The sequence below is a fragment of the Mesorhizobium sp. WSM4822 genome, assembly GCF_055811155.1.
Map to the genome: position 1 here is coordinate 277229 of NZ_JBVVQM010000009.1, position 25368 is coordinate 302596.

Here is a 25368-nt window from a genome sequence, read left to right on the forward strand (position 1 = left end):
TGAGGAGCACCATGAAAAAAAGCATTTTCGTGGCCCTGACCATTGCCCTGGCGGGCTGCCAAACGGGCCAGGCCGACAGCAACACGGCATCGATCGCGAGCGCGGCCGGCAGCAACAAGGCCCGGAACGAACCATCGACGGAAACCGCCTGCGCCGAGGCCGCCAAGAAGGCGGCGAAGGCGCAGACCAATGCGGCTCTGCTCGGCGGTGTCCTGTCGATGGCGGGGGGTCTTGGCGGTCTGGCCGGCAATGGTGGGGTCATTGCCGGCCAGGCCGCCTCGATCGGCGGCTCGGTTCTGCAGTCCCAGGCGACGAGCAGTGCCCGGGCCGGCGTTGTGGAGGACTGTTATGGCTGAGCGGCGTTTCGCAGCCATGCGCCGGCTGGCCGGCGCGCTCGCACTTGCCGGCATGATGTTCGACAGCCCGCATGCCTTGGCGCTGACAGCGCGGGATGCGTCGGCGGTCGTCGGCCTGATCGAGGCCTTGCAGCCCGAATTCGGTCAGTTCGCCTATGACGAGGAGATCGCCGCCGACTGGTACGAGCGCGATGCCGCGGACAAGGGCTTGATCGGCACAGCCGGCTTCACCGCCGACAGCTGGAAGGTCGCGCTTGGCGAGACCATTCGCGGGTTCCTGGCGACGATGCCGGTCGCGGAACTCGATGCCATTTTCGTCAAGCTCAGGAATGCCATATCCGGCATGAGGGAGCTGACCGACGCACAGAAGACGGAGACCATCGCGGCCATCGACGAAGAGGTCGAAGGGTTGATGGCTTTGCGGGCCGAGGGCGACCCCTTCGCCGATGTCGTCAGGCCGCTGACGCCAAAAATCCGCAGCCTCATCCTCGGCCCGGCGATGGGGCGATAGGATGTTGGGCAACAGCAAACGGGTGGCGGGAAAAGCAACTCCGAGCGGGAGCCTCGAGGCCGAACATCGCGGCATTTTCCCAGCCACGGCACGTGTCAGGCGGGGCAGCCCGATCGCAATGCTTATCTGCCTGCTGGCTTCCAGCTGCAGCCAGACGGACTCGCCGGAAGGTCTTGGCGAAGCCATGGCTGCAGTCGAGGCGACCAGGAAAATGCAGGATTGCCGGGCGCGCACGAACGAGACCGCCGGGCAGATGAAGATGATGGGCGCGGTCAATGGCGCCGTCGGCACCGCCGGGGCCGTGCGCGGCAAGCTCAGCCGCCAGATGCAATCATGCTGAGACGATTTCGCACTCCTCGAGATCGCGCAGATAGAGGAACATCGACGCCTCGCTCAGTGCCTGCGAGCGCATGATGCCTTCAGGCGTGAACTTTCCGGCAGATGCAGGCGTTTCACATGGCGGCTATATCACGCCGAAACCGCAACAGCACCCTGGTTTTCGGCTCTGTGTTCGACCCAGACATGGACCGGTTCATCCCGACCGCGGATGCTCACCGGCCCATGATCGCGCGCATTCAACTGTGTCGTGGGCGATTCCGCCTTCGCGGCTTCTATCAGTCGTGACCCAAAGCAAATGTTTGCCTGAAGTTCACGGCAAAGCGCCTGCAAACGGCTGGCGACGTTGACGGTGTCGCCCACCACCGCGAAGGAAAGATTGCGCTCGCTGCCGACCGCACCGATGACGACTGCGCCATATTGTGCACCGATCCGAACGTCCAGCGACGGGTATCCCCTGGACACCCGCTGCACATTCCAGTCTTCGAGAGCGGCGATCATCGCTTCAGCGCACTGGATGGCTCGGGTTGCGTCGTTATGGCTGGCTTGCGGAACCCCGAATGTGGCCATGATGCAATCGCCGATATAGTTGTCGACGGTGCCATGGTGGTCGAAAACGACCTGCTCCATGCGACGGTGGAACTGACGCAGAAGTTCGAACACTGCTTCGGCCGGATGATCCTCGGAATAGTGTGTGAAGCCGACGATGTCGGCGAACAGTACCGCGATATCCTGCCGGCGGACCGGACCGAAGGGCTCGTCATCCGCGGCGAGCTGGTCGACGACATTTGGCGAAAAATGCCGGGCGAGATTGGCGCGGGCGCGCTCTGCCTTGACATAGTCTTCCGACAGATGTCGAGAACGAGAGACGACCAACGCCATGATCGCGCCGATAATCAGCACAACCAACACGTTGGTCGCCTGCGCGAATGTGTCGACGAAATTGGGATTGAGATAGAGGTTCAGTCGCTCTGTCGTCGGCAGCGAATAGAGGTTCGTCGCCGGAAGGACGGTTCCCGCATGAAGAATCACCCATCCCACCCCGATCGTCCACGTCAAGGCTGCGAGCGCCCCGAGATAGAGCGCCAATCGGGTCGAAAGGGTCAGCGCGCCAAGGCACACGAAAATCAACAGGAATTTGAAGCTGCCTTCGCGCAGTTGCATCGCGGCCGGCGCGACCTCCAGGGAAAACGGGTTGGGCGTTACCAGCAGAACGGTCAACAGAACGATGTCCAGCGTGCCTACGAGATAACCGATCCACCATGGCGCGTTGCGACGGCGCGCAAAGCGAAACTGGATCAGGCCGACGAGTTGGAACAACATGAGGCCCGCCAGCACGAAGAGCAGAGAGGCATCCCAGCGGCTGATTAATGAAAAGAAGCAGGAGATCACGGCGAGCGATGCCGTACGCGCCCAGAACTGCAATGCAGCACCTTGGCGTTCTGCGCGCTCTCGCAAATTTCTCAGCCGTGAATAGCGGCGAAGTTCAAGTGTTGGCGCGGTCGGCATAGGATCACTTCGATTTCGCGGGGACGTGTCACGCATTTGGCAAACCCGCCTTCTACTGGCAAATCAGTGCGCGAACTCTACCATGATTGCGGTTTCATTTTTGAAACGCGGCTGCAAAGAGTAAAATGTCCGGACAAAGGACCACGGTGAAAGCTGAAGCAGGATAGGCGGAGGCTTCCCTGTTCAGGTCACGAAGATTGGTGGCATTCGACGCCGCCGCGAAGCGACTTTCCTTGCATCTGGGACTAAAGTGAGCCCGCTCGCCTAAAGCGTGCTCCCCGCTTGCTTGAGATCAAAAAGTTGACGTTCAAGCGACCGCCGGCCGGCAAATCCCGGCCCCTACCGCACCTCGATCTTGCCTTTCAGCTGCGCCCGCGCCTCCTCGATCGACGCTGCATAGGTCACCAGCGGACGCTTCACGCCGTGGTTGATCAGCATGCGCCGGATCTGCGGCGCGGCGCCTGATATGATGAAGCGGACGCCGGCGCGCCTGGCCTTGTGGGCGGCGCCCTCGATGACGTTGGCCGCCGTCGAATCGAAGAACGGTACGGCCGAGCAGTCGAGGATGAAGTTTTTGCGCTGGTCGGCGATGCGGTCGAGCACGGTGCCGACGGTCGAAGCGGCGCCGAAGAAGAAGGCGCCGGAGATGCGGTAGACCACGGTGTCGGCGTCGGTCGCCTCGCTGGCATCGTAGGCGTTGGCGCTGTCGGCGACATCCTCCTGCACCAGCGGCTGATCGGCCTCGACCGCAATCGACTTGGCCATGCGGTCGATGAACAGGATCGAGCCCAGCACAAAGCCGACGACGATGCCTTCGGTGAGATCGCGGAAGATGACGAGCAGAAAGGTCGCCATCAGCACCAGCGCATCGCCGCGCGAGGCACGCAGCAAGGTGGCGAAGGCCTGCTTCTCGAACATGTTCCAGCACACGACCGCCAGCACGCCAGCCAGGGCGGCGAGCGGGATGTAGCTGGCGAGCGGCGCCGCCACCAGCATCAAAGCGAGCAGGATGGCTGAGTGGACAATGCCGGAAACCGGTCCGTGGGCGCCGGCCCGCACATTGGTCGCGGTGCGGGCGATGGTGCCGGTGGCGCAGATGCCGCCGAACAGGGCGGACGCGATGTTGGCGAAGCCTTGCGCCACCAGTTCGCAGTTGGAACGATGCCGCCGGCCCGTCATCCCGTCGGCGACCACCGCCGACAGCAGCGATTCGATCGCGCCGAGCAGGGCAAAGGCAATGGCATCCGGCAGCACGTCAATCATCCTGCCCAGGCTGACCGGCGGCAAGGCAGGCATTTGCAGGCTACGCGGGATGCCGCCAAAGCGAGTGCCGATCGTCTCCGCCGGCAGCGAGAGAAGCGCCACGACCAGCGATGCCAGCCCGATGGCGATGAGCATGGCAGGCCATGTCGGCCGCCAGCGCTTCAGGCCGGCGATGGTGAAGATGGTCAACACCGCCACGAAGGTCGCCGCAAGATTGATGGTGCCGGCCGCCTCACCGACCGCGATCAACTTCGGCACCAGCGGTCCCGGCTCCCTGCCGGCAAGCTTCAGCCCGAACAGTTCGACGATCTGTCCTGAAAAGATGATGACGGCGATGCCGGCGGTGAAGCCGACCGTCACCGGATAGGGAATGAACTTGATGTAGGTGCCGAGACGAAGATAGCCGATGGCGAGCAGGAAGACCCCTGCCATCATCGTTGCCAACAGCAGTCCATCGATGCCGACCCGGGCAACCGTCGCGGCCACCAGCACGATGAAGGCGCCGGCCGGACCACCGATCTGGAAGCGGCTGCCGCCGAGCGCCGAAATGATGAAGCCGCCGACGATCGAGGTGTAAAGGCCGCGCTCGGGAGCCACGCCCGAGGCGATCGCAATCGCCATCGACAAGGGCAGCGCGACGATGGCGACCGTCAGCCCGGCAATGGCGTCCGCCTTGAAGCCGGCGAACGTGTAGCCCTCGCGCCAGACCGTCACCAGCTTCGGCGTGAACAATTCGGAAAATGTCGGTTTTACCGGCCGATGGGCTGACCTGTGGGCCGGTTGATGCACAGCCCGCTGCGTCTGATCCATGGACTGCCTTTCGCACCCTGAAAGGCGGCGGGATCGTCGGCAGGGCTGTCGGCGGTCGCCGTCGCGACTTTATGCCGGCTCAGCCTTGGGATCCCGCGGCACGGCAGCCTTGAGGCGCACGCCCCGGCCGCCGCGCTCGCTGGTCTGGTTCTCGCCGATCAGCTCCACCCCGGCCTCGTCGAGAGCCTGGATGACCTTCATCAGCGTGTCGACCACGCCCCTGACCACGCCATCGCTCGCCTCCATGCGCTGGATGGTTGGAAGCGAAACGCCGGCGCGCTCGGCGAGCGTCTTCTGATCGATGCCGGCCAGCGCCCTTGCGGCGCGCATCTGCGCGGCAGTGATCATCGGCCGGAATCCCCGTCTGAGTCTGCAGGAATAAGGTATAATACCATCATTGTGATGTTTCAAGCATTAAGATGAACGTCTGAGGCGTAAAGGGGCGGCTGACCGATCATTCAGATACTTCCCGGGATTGTGCCTAGGGTGTCCATCTAGGCAGGGGGTAACGCGGTTGAATTCTTCAAGACCTTCATGACCTGGGCGGCCTTGCTGTCGGTGGGCTGCGGGCACGGGCTGATCGACCGGCTGATCTAGTCTCCAGTCTCGCTGTCGCCGTTCAGGCGCTGCCCGCGCCATCGCTGCCACGCCCGGGCAGCGAGCCAGCACAGCATCGCCCAGACGAAGCCGGCGCACCAGCCGGCAAGCACATCCGATGGCCAGTGGACGCCAAGATAGATGCGGCTGATGCCGACCAGCAGCGTCGTCAGCACCGCCAGCGACAGCACATAGATCTTCGTCGTTCGACCGGGCAGGAAGCGTGCCGCCAGCGCGCCGAGCGTCAGATAGGTCACGGCCGACAGCATGGCGTGGCCGCTCGGAAAAGACAGCGTCGTTTCGTTGACGAGATGCGAGACGAGTTCGGGGCGCGGCCGGTCGATGCCGGCTTTCAGCAGGCTCGACAGCACCTGACCGCCGGCCACCGCCACGAAGATGAAAAGGGCGGTCGCCGGCCTGCGGATAAGCAGGAGATAGACGATTACCGCCGTCACGATCAGCACCAACACGCTGCCGCTGCCAAGACTTGTGATGTCGCGCATCGCCCCTTGCAGCCACAGCGGGCCGATCGGGCTGTCAGGGCGCCCCGCCTGGCGGAAGGCGAGCAGGATCTCGGTGTCGAAGGCGTGCGGCGTGGTGGCGCGCGCAATCTCCATCAGCTCCTCGAATCCCCACAGGCCGGCGGCGATGACCAGGCCGGCCAGCAGCACCGGGAATTCGACCCGGTTGAGCAAAGCGTTCGCGGCGTTCTTCATCGGCAATTCGCCCGTTACAGCCGGCCTTGCAGATAGGGTCCCAGCGTGATCAGCGCCACCGCTGCGATCGCCAGCATGATGCCGGTCGCCTGCAGCGCATTGACGCGCTCGCCGAAGAAGACCAGCGCCACGACGTTCACGGAGACCAGCTGGATGACGGCGGAAAGGCTGAACGACACCGACATGCCGAATTCGCGGATCAGCCGCAGCATGATCAGATTGCCCAGCGAATAGAGCGCCAGCGTCAGCGCTATCTTGCCAAGGCTCGGCGCAAGGCCCCATTGCTTGGCGGCTGTCGCCGCCAGCAGGAAAATGACCGTCGAAAAGCCGAGCTGCAGCAATCCCGAAAAACTCAACGTTTCGTCCCCTCTCGGAGCGGCTCCCGCCGCGTGCGTCGCGGACGTTGTTTCCCAAGCGCGCCGGGACGTCAAGCGACCTCGACCAAACGAAGCCCTTGGCAATGGCAAGCCGGAAGCTCAATGTACTAACATCGCCCAATCTGTCGGTTCGAAGGGCGGTCAGGGGCTCATGATTCGCAGTTTTCAAAACCTGATGCGGCGCTGGAGCGAGCTTTCCCTTGCCCTGCAATTCGTCGTTGCCGGCGGCTTTGGCCTGCTGGCCGTCATGTTGGTGGTGGGCACCTGGGTGACGGCGCAGATCCGGGACGGCGTCATCCGCAATTCGGCCGCCACGACGGCGCTCTATGTCGACAGCGTGATTGCGCCGCTGCTTCCCGACTTGCGCAAGGACCAGGAGCTCAGCGAGTCCGTCAAGCAGGCGCTGGACGAGACGCTTGGCCAGGGCGCGCTCGGCAAGCGCCTCCAATCGTTCGTGCTCTGGCGCCGCGACGGCACGGTTCTCTACGCTAAGGAGGCGTCCCTGATCGGCCGCCGCTTCGGTCCGAGCGACAATCTGCGTTCCGCCTTCGAAGGCAATGTCGTCGCTGAATTCAATACATTCGATGATGATGAACGTGAGGAGAAGGCTACCGGCTTGCCATTGCTGGAGATCTACAATCCCGTGCGCGAGCCCTGGTCCGGCGAGGTGGTGGCGGTCACCGAGTTTTATGAGATCGCCGACGATTTCCAGGCCACCCTGGCGTCCGCCCTGTGGTCGAGCTGGCTGATCGTGGCCGGCGCGACGCTCGCGGCATTCCTGCTCCTGTCGGGCATCGTCCTGCGCGGCAGCCGCACCATCGACGATCAGCGTGGGGCACTGCGCCGCCAGGTCTCGGAGCTGCAGGGTCTGGTGGCGCAAAACAGTGCCTTGCGGCTGCGCGTGCAACGGGCGTCCCGCCGCGCCACCGCGCTCAACGAAAGATATCTGCGCCGGATCGGCGCCGACCTCCATGACGGCCCGGCCCAACTCGTGGCACTGGCGGCGCTGCGCATGGACAGCCCTATTTTTTCCAGCGATGGCCATTCGAGCGTAAGCCGTTCGACCGAGGTCGCAATGATCCGCAAGACACTGGAGGACGCGATGCGCGAAATACGCGGCATCTGCACCGGCCTTGTTTTGCCGCAGATCGAGACGGCTGCCGCAACCGACATTCTGCGGCTGGCGGTCAAGGAACACGAGCAGAGGACGGGAACGTCGGTGACGCTGACGCTGACCGGACAGTTGCCGGAGCCCGGCGCCTCCGAGAAGATCAGCATCTATCGTTTCGTCCAGGAAGGGCTGAACAATGCCTATCGCCACGGGTTGGGCAAGGATCAGGCGGTGAGTGCGGGGATGAAAGGTGGCCGGCTTTTTGTCGAAGTGTCGGACGGCGGGCCCGGTTTCGATCCGGCGGCACGGGTCGAGGGTCTCGGCCTCGCCGGCCTCAGGGAGCGGGTCGAAAGCATTGGCGGACAGTTCGAAACCTTGACCGGGCCGCAAGGTACGCGTTTGGTGATCCGTCTATCGGTCGAGGAGCAAGCATGACTGGGACCATTCGCATCGCCATTGTCGACGATCACCCCCTCTTTCGCGAAGGTGTGACGCGCAGCCTGTCGGAGATCGGAGGCTTCGAGATGGTTGGCGAGGGCGCCACGGCGCAGGATGCCGAACGCCTCGCCACGACGGTGCGGCCCGACATCTTGCTGCTCGATATCTCCATGCCGGGCGGCGGGCTGACCGCCGTCGCAAGCATCCTCGCCAGCCATCCGGCCCAGAAGATCGTCATGCTGACCGTTTCGGAGGCCAACGCCGATGTGACAAAGGCGCTGAACGCAGGGGTGAATGGCTATGTCCTCAAAGGCGTCGGGTCGCGCGGGCTCGCCGACATCCTGCGCAATGTTGCAGCCGGCGAAAGCTATCTGTCGCCGACGCTGTCGGCCCGGCTGCTTTCGGATCTCCAGTCCCAGCAGCCGACCGACGGCATTGCGGAACGGCTGCGGCAGCTCACCGATCGGCAGACGGAAATCCTGCGGCTGGTGGCGGAGGGGCTGAGCAACAAGGAAGTCGCCTTGCGGCTTGAGCTGCAGGAGAAGACCGTCAAGCATCACATGACCGGGGTGCTGTCGAAGCTCAATGTGCGAAACCGCACCGAAGCGGCCTTGATGATGCGTGAGTTGCGCGACCGCGACAGGCCTTCCTAGAGCAACGAGAGCATGATGCCGAAAGGTGTGAAGCGGTTTTCGGAAGACATCATGCTCTATCTCTTTGATTTAGAGGCGGATTCAGTTTTCAGGCCGCTTCGACCTGAAATCATCCGGATTGCGAAAAACAATAATTGAACGGTTGCGTGCCTCCGCAAGGTGCGGACCGCGCAAAGCGCGTCGCGCCTCGGGACCGGCGTGGCACCGCCAAAACGATGTCACCTCCGCCGGGGGGCGGCGGAGGTGACGTGCAAAGCTGACCGTTGCCTGTTGGCCAGCTTCACAAGGCCTTGAGACGATCGGCATCGGCCGGCGTGGCCTGGCGGTCGATGATCGTGCGACCGAGCGCGTCCTTCATGCTGAAACGTCCGTTCTCGAGCTTTTCCGTTATGCCGTCGGGATGCCGGACCGTGATCTTGTTGCCGGTCACGTCGACCTTGTCACCGGTCTTTGCATTGACATGGCTTCCGCTCTTACCCTGATTGGATCCCGATTTGCCGCTGTTGCCGTTATTGCCGCTGTTGCCATTCCCGCTATTCCCGCCGCTGTTCCCTCCATTGCCGCCGCCGGAATTGCCGCCGTTGCCGCCGCCACCACCGCTGTTACCGTCACCCTTGGCGTATGCGCCGGCGGTGTGGATGCCGGGAACGGAGCCGTCCAGGACAATTTGGTAGGGAGCAATCGTCAACGCCAGCGCCGCTGCCGATTTGAGCGCCAGCCGGCAACAACGGGTCGTGACCGATCTGTGCATTTTGATCTCCGACGACTGAGCCCGGCGCGCTCCACCCCAACGTTGCAGTGCAACAACATTGCCGAAAGACGCGGCGCCCGGAAGCGACCTCCGACCGTTGCGGTTGTCAACTAGGACCATTGCAAGCGCAAGATTGGACTAAAGTCCCAAGCGTATGCTACATTAGCTTCGCATGAACGGCGCCGCGACCGCCATCGCTAAATGGGAGACTCGCTTTCCCTACGCCTGACGACGGCAGACGCCGAACATCAAGTCACCTCCGCCGGGGGCGGCGGAGGTGACTTTGTCGAGCCGGCTTTGTCCGTTGATCCGTTTGCAAGACTGACGTCATGCGCCGTTGCAGGATGCGCGGAGAAACATGCCGCCGAAGGTCTCCTTCATCTCGAAAAGACGATTCCGGAGCAGTTCACGGCCTTCGGGAAGGCTGAGCCAGCGCTGCGCGTAATGCCAGTCGCGTCTGAAAGGTCCCCCAATGTCACGAAAATGTGACCCGGCGATTATAAGGGGGGTCAAACAGGTACCCCACGCTCCAGCCACCCAACAGCCAGAGGCAAGCCACCATGACTGACCTTCGCTCCCCCGACACCCGATTCCGCACCAGCCTGCTCGAGGAAAACGACGGCCCGGCCATCAATGCCTCCGACAACCGCACCATGGGCGAGATCATCGCCGCGCGGTTCTCGCGCCGCGGCTTCCTCAAGGGCTCGCTGGCCGTCTCGGCCATCGCCGCCACCGTCAGCCCGCTGGCGCTGATCAGCGCCGACGAGGCCAGGGCAGCGGAAGGCTCCGCCTTCGCGTTCGACGAACTCGAGGCCGGTATCGACGACAAGCACCATGTCGCGCCGGGTTACGATGCCGATGTCCTGCTGCGCTGGGGCGATCCGCTTTTTGCCGATTCGCCCGACTTCGACCCGACGAAACAGTCGGCCGAGGCCCAGGCGAAACAGTTTGGCTACAACAATGACTATGTCGGCTACATCCCGATCGACGGCTCGGCCGAACATGGCCTGCTGGTGGTCAACCACGAATACACCAATCCGCATCTGATGTTCCCGGGCATCGTGAAGATCGTCGAAAAGGACGGCAAGAAGTCGGCCGAAGTCGCGCCCCTCTCGAAGGAGCAGGTCGATGTCGAGATGGCCGCCCATGGCGGCACCATCGTCGAGATCCGCAAGGACGGTGGCAAATGGCAGGTGGTGCGCGACGGCAAGCTCAATCGCCGCATCACCGCCAACACCGAAATGGCGCTGTCCGGCCCCGTTGCCGGCCATGACCGCGTCAAGACCAAAGCCGATCCGTCCGGCACCAAGGTTTTCGGCACCGTCAACAATTGCGCCGGCGGCGTCACGCCCTGGGGCACCTATGTGATGGCCGAGGAGAACATCCATGGCTATTTTTCCGGCGAGCTGCCGGAAGACCACAAGGAAGCCGCGAACTACAAGCGTCTCGGCATTCCCGAAGGCGCCTATGAATGGGCGGCGCATTACGAGCGTTTCGACCTCGCCAAGGAACCCAACGAAGCCAACCGCTTCGGCTGGATCGTCGAGGTCGATGTCAACGACCCGACCTCGACGCCGAGGAAGCGCACCGCCATGGGCCGCTTCAAGCATGAGGGCGCCGAATCGATCGTCGCCAAGGACGGCCGCGTCGTCTTCTATCTCGGTGACGACGAGCGCTTCGACTACGTCTACAAATTCGTGACCAGGGCCGCGTTCAATCCGAACGACCGTGCCGCCAACAAGGACCTGCTCGACGATGGCACGCTGCATGTCGCCAGGTTCGCCGAAGACGGCACGGTCGAATGGCTGCCGATCGTGTTCGGCCAGGGGCCGCTGACGGCTGAAAACGGTTTCACTGGGCAGGCCGACGTGCTGATCGAGACGCGCCGCGCCGCCGACCTGCTCGGCGCCACCAAGATGGACCGCCCGGAAGACATTCAGCCCAATGGCGTCAACGGCAAGGTCTATGTCATGCTGACCAACAATTCGAAGCGCAAGGCCGACCAGGTCGACGCCGCCAACCCGCGCGCCGAAAACGCCTTCGGCCACATCATCGAGATCGCCGAGGACGGCGGTGATTTCACGGCCGCCAAGGGCAAGTGGGAAGTGCTGCTGAAATGCGGCGATCCCTCGGTTGCCGATGTCGGTGCCACCTTCTCGACGGCAACGACGGCCAATGGCTGGTTCGGCATGCCCGACAATTGCGCGGTCGATTCGGCCGGGCGTCTCTGGGTCGCGACCGACGGCCAGGGTCCGAAAGCCACCGGCCGCACCGATGGCTTATGGGCGGTGGACACGGAGGGGGCCGCGCGGGCGACCTCGAAACTGTTCTTCCGCGTGCCGATCGGCGCCGAAATGTGCGGTCCGCTGTTTGCGCCCGACGACCAGACCGCCTTCGTCGCCGTCCAGCATCCGGGCGACGGCGGAGAGGACTGGGAAGCGTTCGGGCGCCCGTCCTACTATGAGGACCTGTCGACGCGCTGGCCCGACTTCAAGCCCGACATGCCGGTGCGGCCGTCGGTCGTCGCCATCACCAAACAGGGCGGCGGCAAGATCGCGGTCTGATATCAGGTACTCGTTTGCAATCTCAAGGGAGGGACTTCGGCGACCCGAAGTCCCTCCCTTTTTTGCGTGAAATCCGTCAAGCCTCGGGAAAGATTGGCAATTTAAACGTGGCGCTCTAGGTCTTTATCAGGAGATCGCCATGTCGAAGTCCGTCTATGACCGTGGCTTGCTCAAGCCAGCCGATATCGCCAAGCTGCAGCGCGTGTTCGACGAGGCCTGCCGGCGGCGCGAGGCACATCCCGATTCCGCCGACGCGCGGGAAATCGCGCTTAACCTGCTCGCCTTGCACAATGCCGGCATGGTGGAAGAGGACATGCTGATGGAAGCCGTCGGTTTCCGGCGGCTGGAACCGAAATCAGCGTGATGCGCTGGATTGGTGCGAGGCCGACCCTGCAATTCGTTTGGCGATCGCCTTGGCCAGGATGCCGGCATTGGCGAAGCAGCCGCGAATGCTTGGCCGCATGCCGGTGAACCACAGACCGGGCAATTTTGGATCGGCTTCGCCACCGTTGAAGAGCGGAACGCCCTTGGCGTCGAGCACGCCGAGCTTGCCGACCATGGGCTCCAGCCCGGTGCGGTAGCCTGTCGCGGCAATGACGACATCGGGATGGATCAGGCTGCCATTGGCCAGGATCACGCCATCGCGGGTGAATTCCCGTATGCCCGGCACGACGGTGATCTTGCCGGCCTTGATGGCGCCGACGGCGCCGTCGTCGGCCGCGATCGCGGTGTAATCCGAGCTCAGGCGGCTGGCGCCGCCCGCAGGCGCGGGCGGCAGACCGAATTTGGTCAGGTCGCCGAAAACCAGCCGCTGCGTTGCCGCCATCACCGCATCGGCGAGCCGCAACGGCAAGCGCGCCATGATCGGCGAAAGCCGGTGCACGGCGATCTTGCAGATGCGCTTGGGCAGCAGGGCGGGACCGTTGCGGGCCGACAGCCAGATGGCGGCCGTGTCTATGCCGGCCAGATGATTGAGCGCATCGAAGCCCGAATTGCCGGCGCCGACGACCAGCACTTTTTGGCCCGCATAGGCTTGCGCGTCACCAAAATCCGCCGAATGGATGATGCGCCCGACGAAATCCCTCATGCCTTTCCATTCGGGCGTGAACGGCTGCCTGTCGCGGCCGGTAGCGATGACGACATTGCGGGCGAAGCGCGGTCCGGCGCTGGTGCGCAATGCCCAGTGATCGCCCTTGAAGGTGATCTCTTCGACCGCGACGCCAAACTGCACCGGCAGCCGGTTCTCCTTCTGGAAATCGTTCATGTGGCGGATGACGACCATTCTTTGCGGAAAGGCGGGCGTGCCAGGGGGAAAGGCGAGACCAGGCAGCGAAGAAAGATCGCGATGGGTGTTGAGATGCAATTGCTGGTGGCGCCGGTGCCAGGGCTCGGCCAGCCGGCTTTCCTTTTCCAGGATCGCCGTCGGCACGCCGGCGTTCATCAAGGCATGCGCGGCGGCCAGCCCGGCAGCACCGGCGCCGACAACGATTGCCGGCTCGACCGTGGCCGGCAGATCCGCAACCGATCTGATCGTCGTATCAGTCATTCACTCGAATCCCATTGGACGTCCCGCCGCAAGGCTCGCAGGACGCTGTAACCGTTTGATCGCGCGCAGGATCCCCTGCAGCAAACCGCGGCCGAATTTCGAGCGATGCGATTTAGCGCCACACGCCGGGCCGCGGTTGCGCTCTATATGGCATATGCGCGATATCAACGGTAATCAGGTCGCGGCAATGTGATTGATTCGAGGCCTTGGGTGGCTGGCGGGTCTCGGTTATCCCCCACGCGCATGCCCGAAATCGAGTCCGATTTTCGAGTTATGCGCAGAATCAAAGTGTTACAGCACCTTGGCGCGTCCTGGACGGCCGGCGCTGTAGGCGGCACGCGGAATCTCGACCATGCCCTCCTTGCGGTTCTATTTCGACAAGATCCTTGAGGCTGCCGCGCCCGAGGTCGAGCGGCAGGCGCTGACCCATGTCGAACGCCTGGCACTGGTGCGCCGCTATGGCGACTTCTCGCTCGCCTATTCCACCGCCGTGCAAGGCAAGCTTTCCTATTTCGGCGACGCCGACGGCTACATCGCCTTCGGTACCAAGATGAAGCACCATTTCGCGCTCGGCGACCCGGTGGCGGCTCCGGCGCGTCGGGCCGATTACATCAAGCGCTTCGTCGAGACCGCCGGCAGCCCATGGTTCGTGCAGGTCGGCGAGGACACCGCGCGCGTGCTGGCCGGGCTTGGATACAAGGTCAATCGCCTCGGCATCGACACCCGCCTCGCCCTGCCCGAGCATGATTTTTCCGGGAAGCGCAATGAGACCGTGCGCTACTCCGAACGCTGGCTGCTGAAGAAAGGCTTTTCGTTCGAAGAGGACAAGCGCACGATCTACCTCGACGAGATCGCCCGGCTTTCGGAAAACTGGCGCGGCGACCGCATCGTCAAGCGCTGGGAGATGGGTTTTCTCAACCGCCATTTCGCCGACCATCTCGGCACCGACATGCGCCGTTTCGTCCTGCACGGTCCCGATGGCGAACTGGTCGCTCTGCTCGACTTCGACCCGTTGTTTGCCGACGGCAAGGTCATCGGCTACACCACCGCCTTCAAGCGCAAGCATCTCGACGCCTCACCGCATGCCGAGATCGGCCTGACCAAGTTCGCCGTTGACCGTTTTCGCGAAGAGGGCATCTCGGTGGTCACGCTCGGCCTGTCGCCGCTCGTCGATGTGGGCCCGAGCGGATTTGCCGAAAGCGATTTCTGGCGCAATGCCTTCCAGCGCGCCTATTCTTCTCCCTGGGTCAATCGGCGCAGGTTCAACCTGCAGGGCCAAGCGGCGTTCAAGCGCCGCTTCCACGGCGTCGAGGAGCCGGTCTACATCGCCTTCCGCAAGGGGACGTATGTCGAGATGCTGGGGTTGCTGCGGCTGGTCAAGGCGATCTAGGTCTGGTGATATTCAGGTGAGGCCGGCCTGCAAATGGCGGCTTCCTGCGCTTCCCTAGTTCTACTGCCACGCAGTAGAACTGAGCTCACGTACAAAAAGTACGCTCCGCTCCGGTTCTCGGAATCCACCATTTTCGACTCGGCCTGACCTGAATCTCAACAGACCTAGCGGCGCTCAGGGCGCTTTCGCCGCTCAGTTCCTGAGCCGGTAGCCGGTCCTGAAGATCCAGGCGACGATCGCTATGCAGATCAGCAGAAAGACGATCGTCATGCCGAGGCTGATACCGACCGAGACATCGGATTTGCCGTAGAAGCTCCAGCGGAAGCCGCTGATCAGATAGACGACCGGATTGAACAGCGTCACCGTGCGCCAGATCTCGGGCAGCATGTTGATCGAATAGAAGCTGCCGCCGAGGAAGGTCAGCGGCGTAATGATCAACAGCGGCACCAGCTGCAGCTGCTCGAAACTCTTCGCCCAGATGCCGATGATGAAGCCGAACAGGCTGAAGGTCACCGCCGTCAGCACCAGGAAGGCGAGCATCCAGAACGGATGCAGGATGGTCAGCGGCACGAACAGCGAGGCGGTGGCCAGGATGATCAGGCCGAGAAGGATCGACTTGGTCGCGGCGCCGCCGACATAGGCGATGACGATCTCCAGATAGGAGACCGGCGCCGACAGAAGCTCGTAGATCGAGCCGACGAATTTCGGGAAGTAGATGGCAAAGGAGGCGTTGGAGATCGACTGCGTCAACAGCGACAGCATGATCAGACCCGGCACGATGAAGGCGCCGTAACTGATGCCGTCGATCTCGGTGATGCGCGAGCCGATGGCCGAGCCGAAGACGACGAAATACAGCGATGTCGAGATGACCGGCGAGACGATGCTCTGCAGCACGGTGCGGAAAGCACGCGCCATTTCCATCCGATAGATCGCCCATACGGCGCGAAGGTTCATGGTTCCCTCCTCACCAGATTGACGAAGATCTCCTCGAGCGAAGAGTTTTGCGTGTCGATATCGCGGAACTGGATGCCGCCGGCCTCGAGATCGCGCATCAACGAGGCGACGCCGGGCCGCTCGGCCTGATTGTCATAGGTGTAGGTCAGCTGCCCGCCATCGGGCGACAACTCCAGCGCATAGCGCGAGAGCGCCTCGGGAATGGCCGTCAGCGGATTGCGCAGTTCCAGCACCAGCCGCTTGCGGCCGAGCTTGCGCATCAGTTCGGCCTTGTTCTCGACCAGGATGATCTCGCCGCGGTTGATGACGCCGACCCGGTCGGCCATCGCCTCGGCTTCCTCGATATAATGCGTGGTGAGGATGATGGTGACGCCGTCCTCGCGCAGCCGGCGCACCATCGCCCACATGTCCTGGCGCAGCTCGACGTCGACGCCGGCGGTCGGCTCGTCGAGGAACAGGATGCGCGGCTCATGCGACAGCGCCTTGGCGATCATCAGCCGGCGCTTCATGCCGCCCGACAGGGTGATCGCCTTGGCGTCCTTCTTGTCCCACAGCGACAGGTCGCGCAGCACCTTCTCGACAAAGCCGGGGTTGGCCGGCTTGCCGAACAGGCCACGGCTGTAATTGACCGTCGCCCAGACGCTCTCGAAGGCGTCGATGGTCAGTTCCTGCGGCACCAGCCCGATCAGACCGCGCGCGGCGCGATAATCCTTGTTGATGTCGTGGCCGTCGACGGTGACGGTGCCCGACGAACGGTTGACGATGCCGCAGACGATCGAGATCAGCGTCGTCTTGCCGGCGCCATTGGGTCCAAGCAGCGCGAAGATCTCGCCGCGCTGAATGTCGAGATTGACTTCCTTGAGCGCGGTGAAACCGGTGGCGTAGGTCTTGGAGACCCCGGAAATGGACAGGATGGAAGGCATGGATGAAAACGGCTGCTTGAAAGAGGTCCCCTGATATAGGCCGAATGTCGGTGCTTGCAACCGCAAGTCAATGCCCTGCTGACAGTTCTCGACAATCGTGCCGGCCGGCCGTTGCAGGTGCGGCGCACAGGCCCGGAGTTGCACGGCACGCAACCGGCAAAATTGTCCTGTGGCGTTCAGCCTCGCGGCAGGACGCCGCTTTGACCTGAACTCGCTTCGGGCCTATCCTTCGCGAGTATTTGCAGCAGCCGGAGCCCATCATGGACCCGCTCATACTTTCGCGTATCCAGTTCGGCGCGAATATTTCATTCCATATTCTATTTCCGACGATCACCATTGCGCTGGGTTGGGTGCTGCTGTTCTTCAAGCTGCGTTACAACGCGACCAATGATTCCGCCTGGATGCGCGCCTATTTCACCTGGGTGAAGGTGTTCGCGCTGTCCTTTGCCATGGGCGTGGTTTCGGGCGTGACCATGAGCTTCCAGTTCGGCACCAACTGGCCGGGCTACATGGAAAAGGTCGGCAACATCGCCGGGCCGCTGCTGGCCTACGAAATCCTCACCGCCTTCTTCCTCGAAGCGGCCTTCCTCGGCATCATGCTGTTCGGCTTCCGCCGCGTCTCCAACCGCATCCACACGCTGGCGACGGTGCTGGTCGCCGGCGGCACCACCGTCTCGGCGTTCTGGATCATCGCGCTCAATTCCTGGATGCAGACGCCGGCCGGATTCGAGATGCGCGACGGCGTGGCGCATGCGGTCGACTGGTGGGCAATCATCTTCAACCCGTCGATGCCCTACAGGCTGACCCATATGCTGCTGGCGTCCGGGCTGACGGTGTCGTTCCTGATCGCTGGCCTGTCGGCGCTGCGCTATCTCACCGGCGACCGCTCGGAATCGATGTGGAAGGCGCTGCGCACCGGCGTCTTCACCGCGGCGATCCTGATCCCGATCCAGATCTTCGCCGGCGACCAGCATGGGCTGAACACGCTGGAGCATCAGCCGCAGAAGATCGCCGCCATGGAGGCCAACTGGAACACCGGCCCCAACGTGCCGCTGGTGCTCTTCGCGCTGCCCGACGAGGCGGCGAAGGAAAACAAATTCGAGATCGCCATTCCCGATGGGGCCAGCCTGGTGCTGCGGCACTCGGCCAGCGGCGTGGTGCCGGGACTGAACGACTATCCCGGCAATCATCCGCCGGTCTTTCCGGTGTTCTGGGGTTTCCGCATCATGGTCGGCACGGGCATATTGATGCTGCTCGTCTCATGGTCGGCGGCCTTCTTCCTCAAGCGCCGGCACAGCCTGCCGAAGCCGCTGGCCATGCTGATGGTGCCGATGGCGCTGTCGGGCTGGCTGGCGACGCTGGCCGGCTGGTACACCACCGAAATCGGCCGCCAGCCCTGGCTGGTGACGGGCGTGCTGAAAACCGCCGACGCGGTCGGCCCGGTGGCCGGCAGCCATGTCGCGCTGACGCTCGCCATATACCTCGTTCTCTATGTGCTGTTGCTGATCGCCTATCTCGGCGTGCTGGTGCACCTGGCGCTGAAGGCGGCGAAGGACGGCGACAACTCGCCGTTGCCCGGCGTGCTCAACGCGCCGATGTCGCAGCCGGCTGCGGGGGAGTGATTTGATATGGCACTCCAGCCGGGCGCCGGCGCTGCCCCTCACCTGCCTGCCGGCATCCTCTCCCCGTATAGGGACGGGGAGAGGGGCGCTCGCATCGACGGTTTCGCCAATCACCAGCGTTGCAAGAAAAGCGCCGAGATTGCGGCCAGCCCCCTTCTCCCCGTCCCTATACGGGGAGAAGTGCCCGGCAGGGTGATGAGGGGCGGCGCCGACTTCGGCAATCGATCTGAAGCCTCGATAGAGTCCCATCCGATCACATCGCGATTAGCCGGCTTTGGTGAGTGAGGAGAAAAAGATGAGCTTCGACTGGCCAACCGCGCTTCCCCTCATCTTCGCCGGCCTGATGGGCCTCGCCATCCTGATCTACGTCATTCTCGACGGTTTCGATCTCGGCATCGGCATTCTGTTCGCCGCCGCTGAAGACGCCGAACAGGATACGATGATTGCCGCGATCGGCCCGTTCTGGGACGCCAACGAGACCTGGCTGGTGCTGGCCGTCGGCCTGCTGCTGGTCGCCTTCCCGCTGGCGCATGGCGTCATCCTGACGGCGCTCTACATTCCGGTCTTCGTGCTTTTGCTCGGGCTGATCCTGCGCGGTGTCGCCTTCGATTTCCGCGCCAAGGTGCCAGCTGGCCGCAAGCATCGCTGGAACCGTATTTTCTTCCTGGGTTCGCTCATCGCCTCGCTGGCGCAGGGCTATATGCTGGGCGTCTATGTGCTCGGGCTCGATGTCGGCCTCGGCGGCACGGCGTTCGGCGTGCTGGTGGCGTTCTGCCTTGCCGCCGCCTACGCGGCGATGGGCGCCGCCTGGGTGATCTATAAGACCGAAGGCGAATTGCAGAAGAAAGCGGTGCGCTGGCTGCGCACCGCGCTGGTGCTGACCGCGCTCGGCATGGCGGCGGTGTCGCTGGCGACGCCCTTCGCCAGCCCGCGCATCTTCGACAAATGGTTCGTCTGGCCGGAAATGCTTTATCTGTCGCCGCTGCCGATCCTGTCGGCGCTTTTGTTCCTGTGGCTGTGGCGGCAGACCTTCCATCTGCCGAAGCCCGACGACCGCCATTCGCTGATGCCGTTCCTGACGCTGGCCGCCATCTTCGCGCTCGGCTTTGCCGGCCTCGCCTGGTCGTTCTACCCGTTCGTGGTGCCGGATCGCCTGACCATCTGGCAGGCGGCTTCCGCGCCGGAGAGCCTGGCCATCATCCTCGCCGGCACCGTGGTCGTGCTGCCGGTCATCATCTTCTATTCGTTCTATGCCTACCGGGTGTTCGGCGGCAAGGCGACGGATTTGACGTATGATTGAAGGGGATGGCGGGAGCTAATCTCCCCCCTCGAGGGGGAGATGTCGCCGAAGGCGACAGAGGGGGTCGCCACACGTAGAGCGCTAACCTCATTCTGTCGCAAGAGGCCGAGACCGGTCGAGCCGACCCCCCTCTGGCCCTTCGCGGCCATCTCCCCCTCAAGGGGGGAGATTAACAGCGCTCAGCTCAATTGCTCGCCGACAGCACCAGCACCGGCTTGTCGCTGTAGAGCGCCGGGAACAGTGCCTTCAAATTCGCCACCTTGGGCAGGTCGTTGTAGACGATGTAGGGATAGGTCGGGTTCAGCGTCAGGAAATCCTGATGATAATTCTCGGCCGGATAGAAGGTCTTGCCGGTTTCCAGCGTGGTGACGATCGGCTCCGGGAACACCTTGGCCTGGTCGAGCTGGGCGATGTAGCTTTGCGCGATCTTCTTCTGTGCATCGTTTTCGGCGAAGATCGTCGAGCGGTACTGCGTGCCGGAGTCCGGACCCTGGAAATTCAGCTGGGTCGGGTTGTGGGCGACCGAGAAATAGACCTGCAGCAGCTGGCCATAGGTCACCTTCGATGGATCGTAGGTGATCTCGACGGATTCGGCATGCCCGGTGCGGCCTGAGCCGACCGTCTCGTAGACGGCGGTGTCCTTGTCGCCGCCGGAGTAGCCGGAGACGGCCCTGGTGACGCCCTTGACGTGCTGGAAGACGCCCTGCACGCCCCAGAAGCAGCCGCCGGCGAAGATTGCCTTTTCAGTGCCGGCGGCCGCCTTCTCGTCGATTGCCGGCGGCGGGATCTTCACCGCGTCCTCGGCCGAAACCGCCGGCGTCAGCCAGAAGGCGGCGCCAGCGGCGGCAAGTGCAAGCGCGGCGAGGGCGCCTTTGACAAAGCCGAGCGAACGGTTTGAAATCTTGATGTTGGTCATGGCTGCACTCCTGTGGCTTCCATTGGGATCAGTCTATTGGATCAGTTACGATGGCGCGATGCGTGAGTTGCGGAACAGGCTCACATTCGTGTGCGCCGAATGCGGAATCTTACCGTCAGCGCTGCCCCTCACTGTCCTGCCGGACATCTCTCCCCCGTAAAACGGGGAGAGAGCGACTGGCCGCGACGCTGGCGTTTCTACCTGCAACACCGATGATTGGCGAAACCGTCGATGAGCGCCCCTCTCCCCGTCACTATACGGGGAGAGGATGCCGGTAGGCAGGTGAGGGGCAGCGCCAAGGGCCGCCCTTGTGAATGAACGGCTGAGACGCGGCAGAACTAGTTGGCCGGAGCCATCGCATCCGTTGCCGGTTTCATCGCATCCGTCGCCGGCTTCATGGCGTCGGCGGCCGGCTTCATGGAATTGGTTTCCATCGGATCGGCCGGCTTCATTGCATCGTTTGCAGGCTTCATCGCATCCGCGGCCGGTTTCATGGCATTTGCAGCCGGCTTCATCGCGTTGGTCGCGTCGTCGGCACGGGCGATGCCGCCGGCAAACAGCGCCGTCGAGCACAAAGCGAGAGCGAGCGCCGGCAGCGTCAGGCGGGAAATGGTCATGATGATCTCCTTGGGTTGGTCGTGAAGGCGCGCCCTCTTGGCGGCCGTGCTATGCGGCGCCGCTCCATGCGGCGTTGCGCAATCTCTTGTTGAAGCGTGATCTAGTTTGTCGCGGCGGCCAGGATCGGTCCGCCACCGGGCGACTGCACGAGCACGGCGGTGCTCAGGCCGCCGGATGTGGCGGGCAGCGGATACGTCGCGGCCGCGCCGGTCCAGCCGCCGAGTTTTTCGAGCGCATGCACGACATTGGCGTGCGGCAAGGTGCGGCCGGTGTTTTCGCCGCGCGACACCGGCACCTCGACGACGCCCTTGGCATAGTGCACCAGCCAGACATCGGCGTGGCCGCCAGGTGCGGCGCCTGCGCCGATGCGGATGTTGCCGCCATCGAGGGACAATGCCGGGCCACTCGTCCGGCCGCTCACCGAGATCAGCTTTTCGATCTCGCCGGGTGCGGCGCCGACGACATCGGCATGGCCGTTGACCACCACTTGCGGCGTGAACGGCCCATCATGACCGAGCGCCGGCTCGTAACTGACCTGGCGCCGGGTGAATTCCTGTTTTCCAAAAATGTCCTTCCAGCCGAGATAGTCCCAGTAGGTGACGTTGAACGACAGCGCCAGCACGCCGGGCTGGTCCTTGACCCTGATCAGATTGGCGTTGGCCGGCGGGCAGGACGAGCAGCCCTGGCTGGTGAACAGCTCGACCACGCTGAGCGGCTGCGCGGCCGCCGCACCGAGCGACGCCGCCAGCGCGAGCGCTGAGAGGCTGGACACTGTGACGAACTTGCGGGACATCGGCTTGCTCCGTGGGCAGCGGCGCCTGGAAGCACCGCTGATGTCCCCACTTCGCCGCTGTCGGCGCCTTCGTTACAGCGCTCACAGGTTTGTGATCGCTAGCGTTCTTCCTTCTCCCACAAGGGAAGAAGGCAAGAAGAGCAGCTTCTACTGCGTCAGCCGCGTGTTGTTGGGCCGCTTGTTGAAGTCGCACTTGCCGGTGACGTTGTAGAAGAAGTCGGCGTTGCTGACGGGCGCCGGGACCTTGTTGCCGCCGTCTTCCCAGGCCTGGTAGGCTGTCGAGCCACAAGGAACGAGGCCAAAGATATCAACGATCTGGCCGGTCGCCATTTCGGCCGGGGGGATGTCCTTGCTTGTCGAGCTATAGAGCCGGTTGGACGTGGCCGGATCGTTCGAATAGAGGTTTTGCGGATTGCCAGATGGGACGTTCATCTGCAGATATAGGCCAGCCATCTGGCTGACGTCGATTGAGGCACCGGCGGTGTTGCCGGCAGCCATCGTGTCGACACAGTAATATTTCGTGCCAAACTGGTCTGTGTTGAGCGTCACCCCGTCAGGCGCCTTTTTGCCGACCTTGCAAACCTGCGTCTGGGCAACCGTGGCGACTCCCAGACTGTCGATCTTGCTGACGGTGGTGGTGCCGTACCCTTTGGGATCCGTGCCGCCGCCGTATTTGTAATCGATCGTCATCAGAGGCTTGCCCTCTTTCGCACCGAACATCGTGCCGTAGAGCGTCATTGTCTTGTTCCAGTAGCCCGACACGCCGGTGACCTTGAAGGTCGCCTCCACCAAAGCTGGCGCCTTGTTCACCGCCGACGTGACGCCGATCGCCACCGTGGGGATACTGGCGATCTGCATGAACACGGTCTTCATGGCGAAACTCGCCGAGGCCTGCGCGGTGGCGGTGCCGTTGGCGCTGACGTCGAAGCTGTTCAAGGTCGCGGTGCCCTGTCCGCCGTTTTCTCTGTAGGTATCCTGGAGCACCACCTGGCGCTGCGGCTTCGTCGAGGCCGTGTCCATCGTGGTGATCGACAGGATCGCGGCGTCGAGTGCCGCCTGCTCGGTCGACCTGGTCTGAACCCCGGAGGTGTAGTCGACGGAAAAGCCGATCGCGGTGATCAGCGGTATCATGGCGAGAACAAGTATCGGTGCGAACGAGCCGCTCCGCGACTCGATAAAACTGCCTGCAAGCCCCCGCATCCCTTCGTCCTTACATGAGATATTTCCCCCCGCTAACATGCCGATCGCAAATTATGCTCTAACAGGCGTGGTTAAAATTTATCGATTTTTCGAGCAATCCGGGGGAAAAGGGGACAAGCGCCCGCACCGCTTGCCCGGCAGCGGCCTGCTCTGCTTTCGCGGCAGCGGCTGTACGGCTTGCCAGGCAACGGGCCGCACCAGATGTGCGGCGGCAGCCTGCCGCTTGCTCGGGCAAGCCACCCCTGCTAAACGCGCGCCATGAGCACGCCCCTCGACCACATCCGCAATTTCTCCATCGTCGCCCATATCGACCATGGCAAATCCACGCTTGCCGACAGGCTGATCCAGCTGACCGGCGGACTGGAGCTGCGCGACATGAAGGAGCAGGTGCTGGACTCGATGGACATCGAGCGCGAGCGCGGCATCACCATCAAGGCGCAGACGGTGCGGCTGAAGTACCACGCCAACAATGGCGAGGACTATATCCTCAATTTGATCGACACGCCCGGCCACGTCGACTTCGCCTATGAAGTGTCGCGTTCGCTGGCCGCCTGCGAGGGTTCGCTGCTGGTCGTCGACGCCTCCCAGGGCGTCGAGGCGCAGACGCTGGCCAATGTCTACCAGGCCATCGACAACAATCACGAGATCGTCGTCGTGCTGAACAAGGTCGACCTGCCGGCCGCCGAGCCCGAGCGCATCCGCGAGCAGGTCGAGGAGGTGATCGGCATCGACGCCTCCAACGCCGTGCTGATCTCGGCCAAGACCGGTCTCGGCATTCCCGACGTTCTGGAAGCCATCGTCCACCAATTGCCGCCGCCGCGCGAAGGCGACGCCACCGCACCCCTGAAGGCGATGCTGGTCGACTCCTGGTACGACGCCTATCTCGGCGTCATCGTGCTGGTGCGCGTCATCGACGGCGTTTTGAAAAAGGGCCAGACCATCCGCATGATGGGCACCGGCGCAAAACATCTGGTCGAGCGTACCGGCGTGTTCACGCCGGCCCGCATCAATGTCGACGAGCTCGGCCCTGGCGAATTCGGCTTCTTCACCGGCTCGATCAAGGAAGTGGCCGACACCCGCGTCGGCGACACCATCACCGAGGACAAGCGCACCACCGCCAAGGCGCTGCCCGGCTTCAAGCCGGCGCAGCCGGTGGTGTTCTGCGGCCTGTTCCCGGTCGACGCCGCCGATTTCGAGGATCTGCGCGCCGCGGTCGGCAAGCTGCGCCTCAACGACGCTTCCTTCTCTTATGAAATGGAAACCAGCGCGGCCCTCGGCTTCGGCTATCGCTGCGGCTTCCTCGGCTTGCTGCATCTGGAAATCATCCAGGAGCGGCTGGAGCGCGAGTTCAACCTCGACCTGATCGCCACGGCACCGAGCGTCGTCTACCGGCTGGCTCTAACCGACGGCTCGATGAAGGAGCTGCACAACCCGGCCGACATGCCCGACGTGGTGAAAATCTCCGCCATCGAGGAGCCGTGGATCCGCGCCACCATTTTGACGCCCGACGATTATCTCGGCGGCATATTGAAACTCTGCCAGGACCGGCGCGGCATCCAAGCCGACCTGTCCTATGTCGGCAAGCGCGCCATGCTGATCTACGATCTGCCGCTCAACGAAGTCGTCTTCGATTTCTACGACCGGCTGAAGTCGATCTCCAAGGGCTACGCCTCCTTCGACTATCACCTGACCGACTACAAGGAGGGCGACCTCGTCAAGATGTCGATCCTGGTCAATGAAGAGCCGGTCGACGCGCTTTCCATGCTGGTGCACCGCACGGCGGCGGAAAAGCGCGGCAGGCAGATGTGCGAGAAGCTGAAGGAGCTGATCCCGAACCATCTGTTCAAGATCCCGATCCAGGCCGCCATCGGCGGCAAGGTCATCGCCCGCGAAACCATCTCGGCGCTGCGCAAGGATGTCACCGCCAAATGCTACGGCGGCGACGTCTCGCGCAAACGCAAGCTGCTGGACAAGCAGAAAGAAGGCAAGAAGCGGATGCGCCAGTTCGGCAAGGTCGATATTCCGCAGGAAGCGTTTATCCAGGCGCTGAAGATGGGGGATTGAGAAGCCGGTTGGCGCGCGCGGCGCGCCAAGTCATCGATCCGGTGGATCGA

24 protein-coding genes are annotated in these 25368 nt (G+C 63.3%); 11 read left to right on the forward strand and 13 right to left on the reverse strand.

Annotation, left to right across the window (positions count from 1 at the left end):
• The first annotated feature begins 11 nt into the window (after positions 1–11).
• The 3 genes from AC0L3E_RS22000 (at position 12) to AC0L3E_RS22010 (ending at position 1207) form a co-directional block, all read left to right on the forward strand.
• Positions 12–356: a hypothetical protein gene (locus tag AC0L3E_RS22000; protein WP_128307095.1), complete on the forward strand. Its 345-nt coding sequence runs from the start codon at positions 12–14 to the stop codon at positions 354–356.
• The gene (locus AC0L3E_RS22005; protein ID WP_128307096.1) at positions 349–867 is read left to right on the forward strand and encodes a hypothetical protein; all 519 of its coding nucleotides are present in this window, start codon (positions 349–351) and stop codon (positions 865–867) included. Before AC0L3E_RS22000 ends, AC0L3E_RS22005 begins: the two co-directional genes overlap by 8 nt.
• A gap of 184 nt (positions 868–1051) precedes the next feature.
• Positions 1052–1207 (forward strand): hypothetical protein, encoded by a 156-nt coding sequence (locus AC0L3E_RS22010; RefSeq protein ID WP_164898445.1) that lies wholly within the window; start codon positions 1052–1054, stop codon positions 1205–1207.
• Between the two features lie 128 nt (positions 1208–1335).
• Here AC0L3E_RS22010 and AC0L3E_RS22015 read toward each other — a convergent pair whose 3' ends face one another.
• From AC0L3E_RS22015 to AC0L3E_RS22035, 5 genes are all read right to left on the reverse strand, one after another.
• Positions 1336–2712: an adenylate/guanylate cyclase domain-containing protein gene (locus AC0L3E_RS22015; protein ID WP_127320693.1), complete on the reverse strand. Its 1377-nt coding sequence runs from the start codon at positions 2710–2712 to the stop codon at positions 1336–1338.
• A gap of 339 nt (positions 2713–3051) precedes the next feature.
• On the reverse strand, positions 3052–4785 hold the full coding sequence (locus tag AC0L3E_RS22020; protein WP_128307098.1) for a SulP family inorganic anion transporter: 1734 nt from the start codon (positions 4783–4785) through the stop codon (positions 3052–3054).
• A gap of 69 nt (positions 4786–4854) precedes the next feature.
• Complete coding sequence (locus AC0L3E_RS22025; RefSeq protein WP_127267184.1) at positions 4855–5133, reverse strand: helix-turn-helix domain-containing protein; 279 nt, start codon at positions 5131–5133, stop codon at positions 4855–4857.
• Positions 5134–5378: 245 nt separating this feature from the next.
• Complete coding sequence (locus AC0L3E_RS22030; RefSeq protein WP_127267185.1) at positions 5379–6098, reverse strand: phosphatase PAP2 family protein; 720 nt, start codon at positions 6096–6098, stop codon at positions 5379–5381.
• A gap of 14 nt (positions 6099–6112) precedes the next feature.
• On the reverse strand, positions 6113–6454 hold the full coding sequence (locus AC0L3E_RS22035) for a hypothetical protein (RefSeq protein ID WP_013528672.1): 342 nt from the start codon (positions 6452–6454) through the stop codon (positions 6113–6115).
• Between the two features lie 172 nt (positions 6455–6626).
• Here AC0L3E_RS22035 and AC0L3E_RS22040 point away from each other — a divergent pair, with 172 nt between their 5' ends.
• Both AC0L3E_RS22040 and AC0L3E_RS22045 read left to right on the forward strand, forming a co-directional pair.
• Entirely contained in the window at positions 6627–8021 is a 1395-nt protein-coding gene (locus tag AC0L3E_RS22040; protein ID WP_127331926.1) for a sensor histidine kinase, read from the forward strand.
• Entirely contained in the window at positions 8018–8677 is a 660-nt protein-coding gene (locus AC0L3E_RS22045; protein ID WP_023813468.1) for a response regulator, read from the forward strand. Before AC0L3E_RS22040 ends, AC0L3E_RS22045 begins: the two co-directional genes overlap by 4 nt.
• A gap of 280 nt (positions 8678–8957) precedes the next feature.
• Here the strand turns inward: AC0L3E_RS22045 and AC0L3E_RS22050 are convergent, their stop codons facing one another.
• A complete protein-coding gene (locus AC0L3E_RS22050; protein WP_473605610.1) occupies positions 8958–9428 on the reverse strand; it encodes a hypothetical protein in 471 nt (156 codons plus the stop codon).
• Between the two features lie 560 nt (positions 9429–9988).
• On the opposite strand from AC0L3E_RS22050, the gene AC0L3E_RS22055 reads away from it, so the two are divergent.
• Together AC0L3E_RS22055 and AC0L3E_RS22060 are read left to right on the forward strand one after the other, a co-directional pair.
• Entirely contained in the window at positions 9989–11992 is a 2004-nt protein-coding gene (locus tag AC0L3E_RS22055) for a PhoX family protein (protein WP_473563863.1), read from the forward strand.
• Between the two features lie 139 nt (positions 11993–12131).
• Complete coding sequence (locus AC0L3E_RS22060) at positions 12132–12356, forward strand: hypothetical protein (RefSeq protein ID WP_013528677.1); 225 nt, start codon at positions 12132–12134, stop codon at positions 12354–12356.
• On the opposite strand, the gene AC0L3E_RS22065 is transcribed toward AC0L3E_RS22060, so the two are convergent.
• Positions 12348–13538 carry a flavin-containing monooxygenase gene (locus AC0L3E_RS22065; RefSeq protein ID WP_473605601.1) on the reverse strand — a complete coding sequence of 397 codons (1191 nt, stop codon included), beginning with the start codon at positions 13536–13538 and terminating at the stop codon, positions 12348–12350. The genes AC0L3E_RS22060 and AC0L3E_RS22065 overlap by 9 nt on opposite strands.
• 352 nt (positions 13539–13890) lie before the next feature.
• Between AC0L3E_RS22065 and AC0L3E_RS22070 the strand changes: the two genes are divergently transcribed.
• The gene (locus tag AC0L3E_RS22070; protein WP_473605602.1) at positions 13891–14928 is read left to right on the forward strand and encodes a phosphatidylglycerol lysyltransferase domain-containing protein; all 1038 of its coding nucleotides are present in this window, start codon (positions 13891–13893) and stop codon (positions 14926–14928) included.
• 192 nt (positions 14929–15120) lie between these two features.
• On the opposite strand, the gene AC0L3E_RS22075 is transcribed toward AC0L3E_RS22070, so the two are convergent.
• Positions 15121–15882 carry an ABC transporter permease gene (locus AC0L3E_RS22075; protein WP_127268577.1) on the reverse strand — a complete coding sequence of 254 codons (762 nt, stop codon included), beginning with the start codon at positions 15880–15882 and terminating at the stop codon, positions 15121–15123.
• The gene (locus AC0L3E_RS22080) at positions 15879–16805 is read right to left on the reverse strand and encodes an ABC transporter ATP-binding protein (RefSeq protein WP_127268578.1); all 927 of its coding nucleotides are present in this window, start codon (positions 16803–16805) and stop codon (positions 15879–15881) included. The genes AC0L3E_RS22075 and AC0L3E_RS22080 overlap by 4 nt, the downstream gene beginning before the upstream one ends.
• Positions 16806–17065: 260 nt before the next feature.
• Between AC0L3E_RS22080 and AC0L3E_RS22085 the strand changes: the two genes are divergently transcribed.
• On the forward strand, positions 17066–18427 hold the full coding sequence (locus AC0L3E_RS22085; RefSeq protein ID WP_292337345.1) for a cytochrome ubiquinol oxidase subunit I: 1362 nt from the start codon (positions 17066–17068) through the stop codon (positions 18425–18427).
• A 295-nt stretch (positions 18428–18722) separates the two neighbouring features.
• A complete protein-coding gene (locus tag AC0L3E_RS22090) occupies positions 18723–19727 on the forward strand; it encodes a cytochrome d ubiquinol oxidase subunit II (protein ID WP_127383098.1) in 1005 nt (334 codons plus the stop codon).
• Between the two features lie 184 nt (positions 19728–19911).
• Here AC0L3E_RS22090 and msrA read toward each other — a convergent pair whose 3' ends face one another.
• From msrA to AC0L3E_RS22110, 4 genes are all read right to left on the reverse strand, one after another.
• Positions 19912–20643 carry a peptide-methionine (S)-S-oxide reductase MsrA gene (gene msrA, locus AC0L3E_RS22095; RefSeq protein ID WP_127268581.1) on the reverse strand — a complete coding sequence of 244 codons (732 nt, stop codon included), beginning with the start codon at positions 20641–20643 and terminating at the stop codon, positions 19912–19914.
• 338 nt (positions 20644–20981) lie between these two features.
• Positions 20982–21260 (reverse strand): hypothetical protein, encoded by a 279-nt coding sequence (locus tag AC0L3E_RS22100; RefSeq protein ID WP_127269733.1) that lies wholly within the window; start codon positions 21258–21260, stop codon positions 20982–20984.
• 101 nt (positions 21261–21361) lie between these two features.
• A complete protein-coding gene (locus tag AC0L3E_RS22105; protein ID WP_473605603.1) occupies positions 21362–22054 on the reverse strand; it encodes a DUF1223 domain-containing protein in 693 nt (230 codons plus the stop codon).
• A gap of 147 nt (positions 22055–22201) precedes the next feature.
• Entirely contained in the window at positions 22202–23254 is a 1053-nt protein-coding gene (locus AC0L3E_RS22110; RefSeq protein WP_127319761.1) for a TadE/TadG family type IV pilus assembly protein, read from the reverse strand.
• 258 nt (positions 23255–23512) lie between these two features.
• Here AC0L3E_RS22110 and lepA point away from each other — a divergent pair, with 258 nt between their 5' ends.
• Positions 23513–25318, forward strand: a complete 1806-nt coding sequence (gene lepA / locus AC0L3E_RS22115; RefSeq protein ID WP_127328644.1) for a translation elongation factor 4 — start codon at positions 23513–23515, stop codon at positions 25316–25318.
• Positions 25319–25368: the final 50 nt, after the last annotated feature.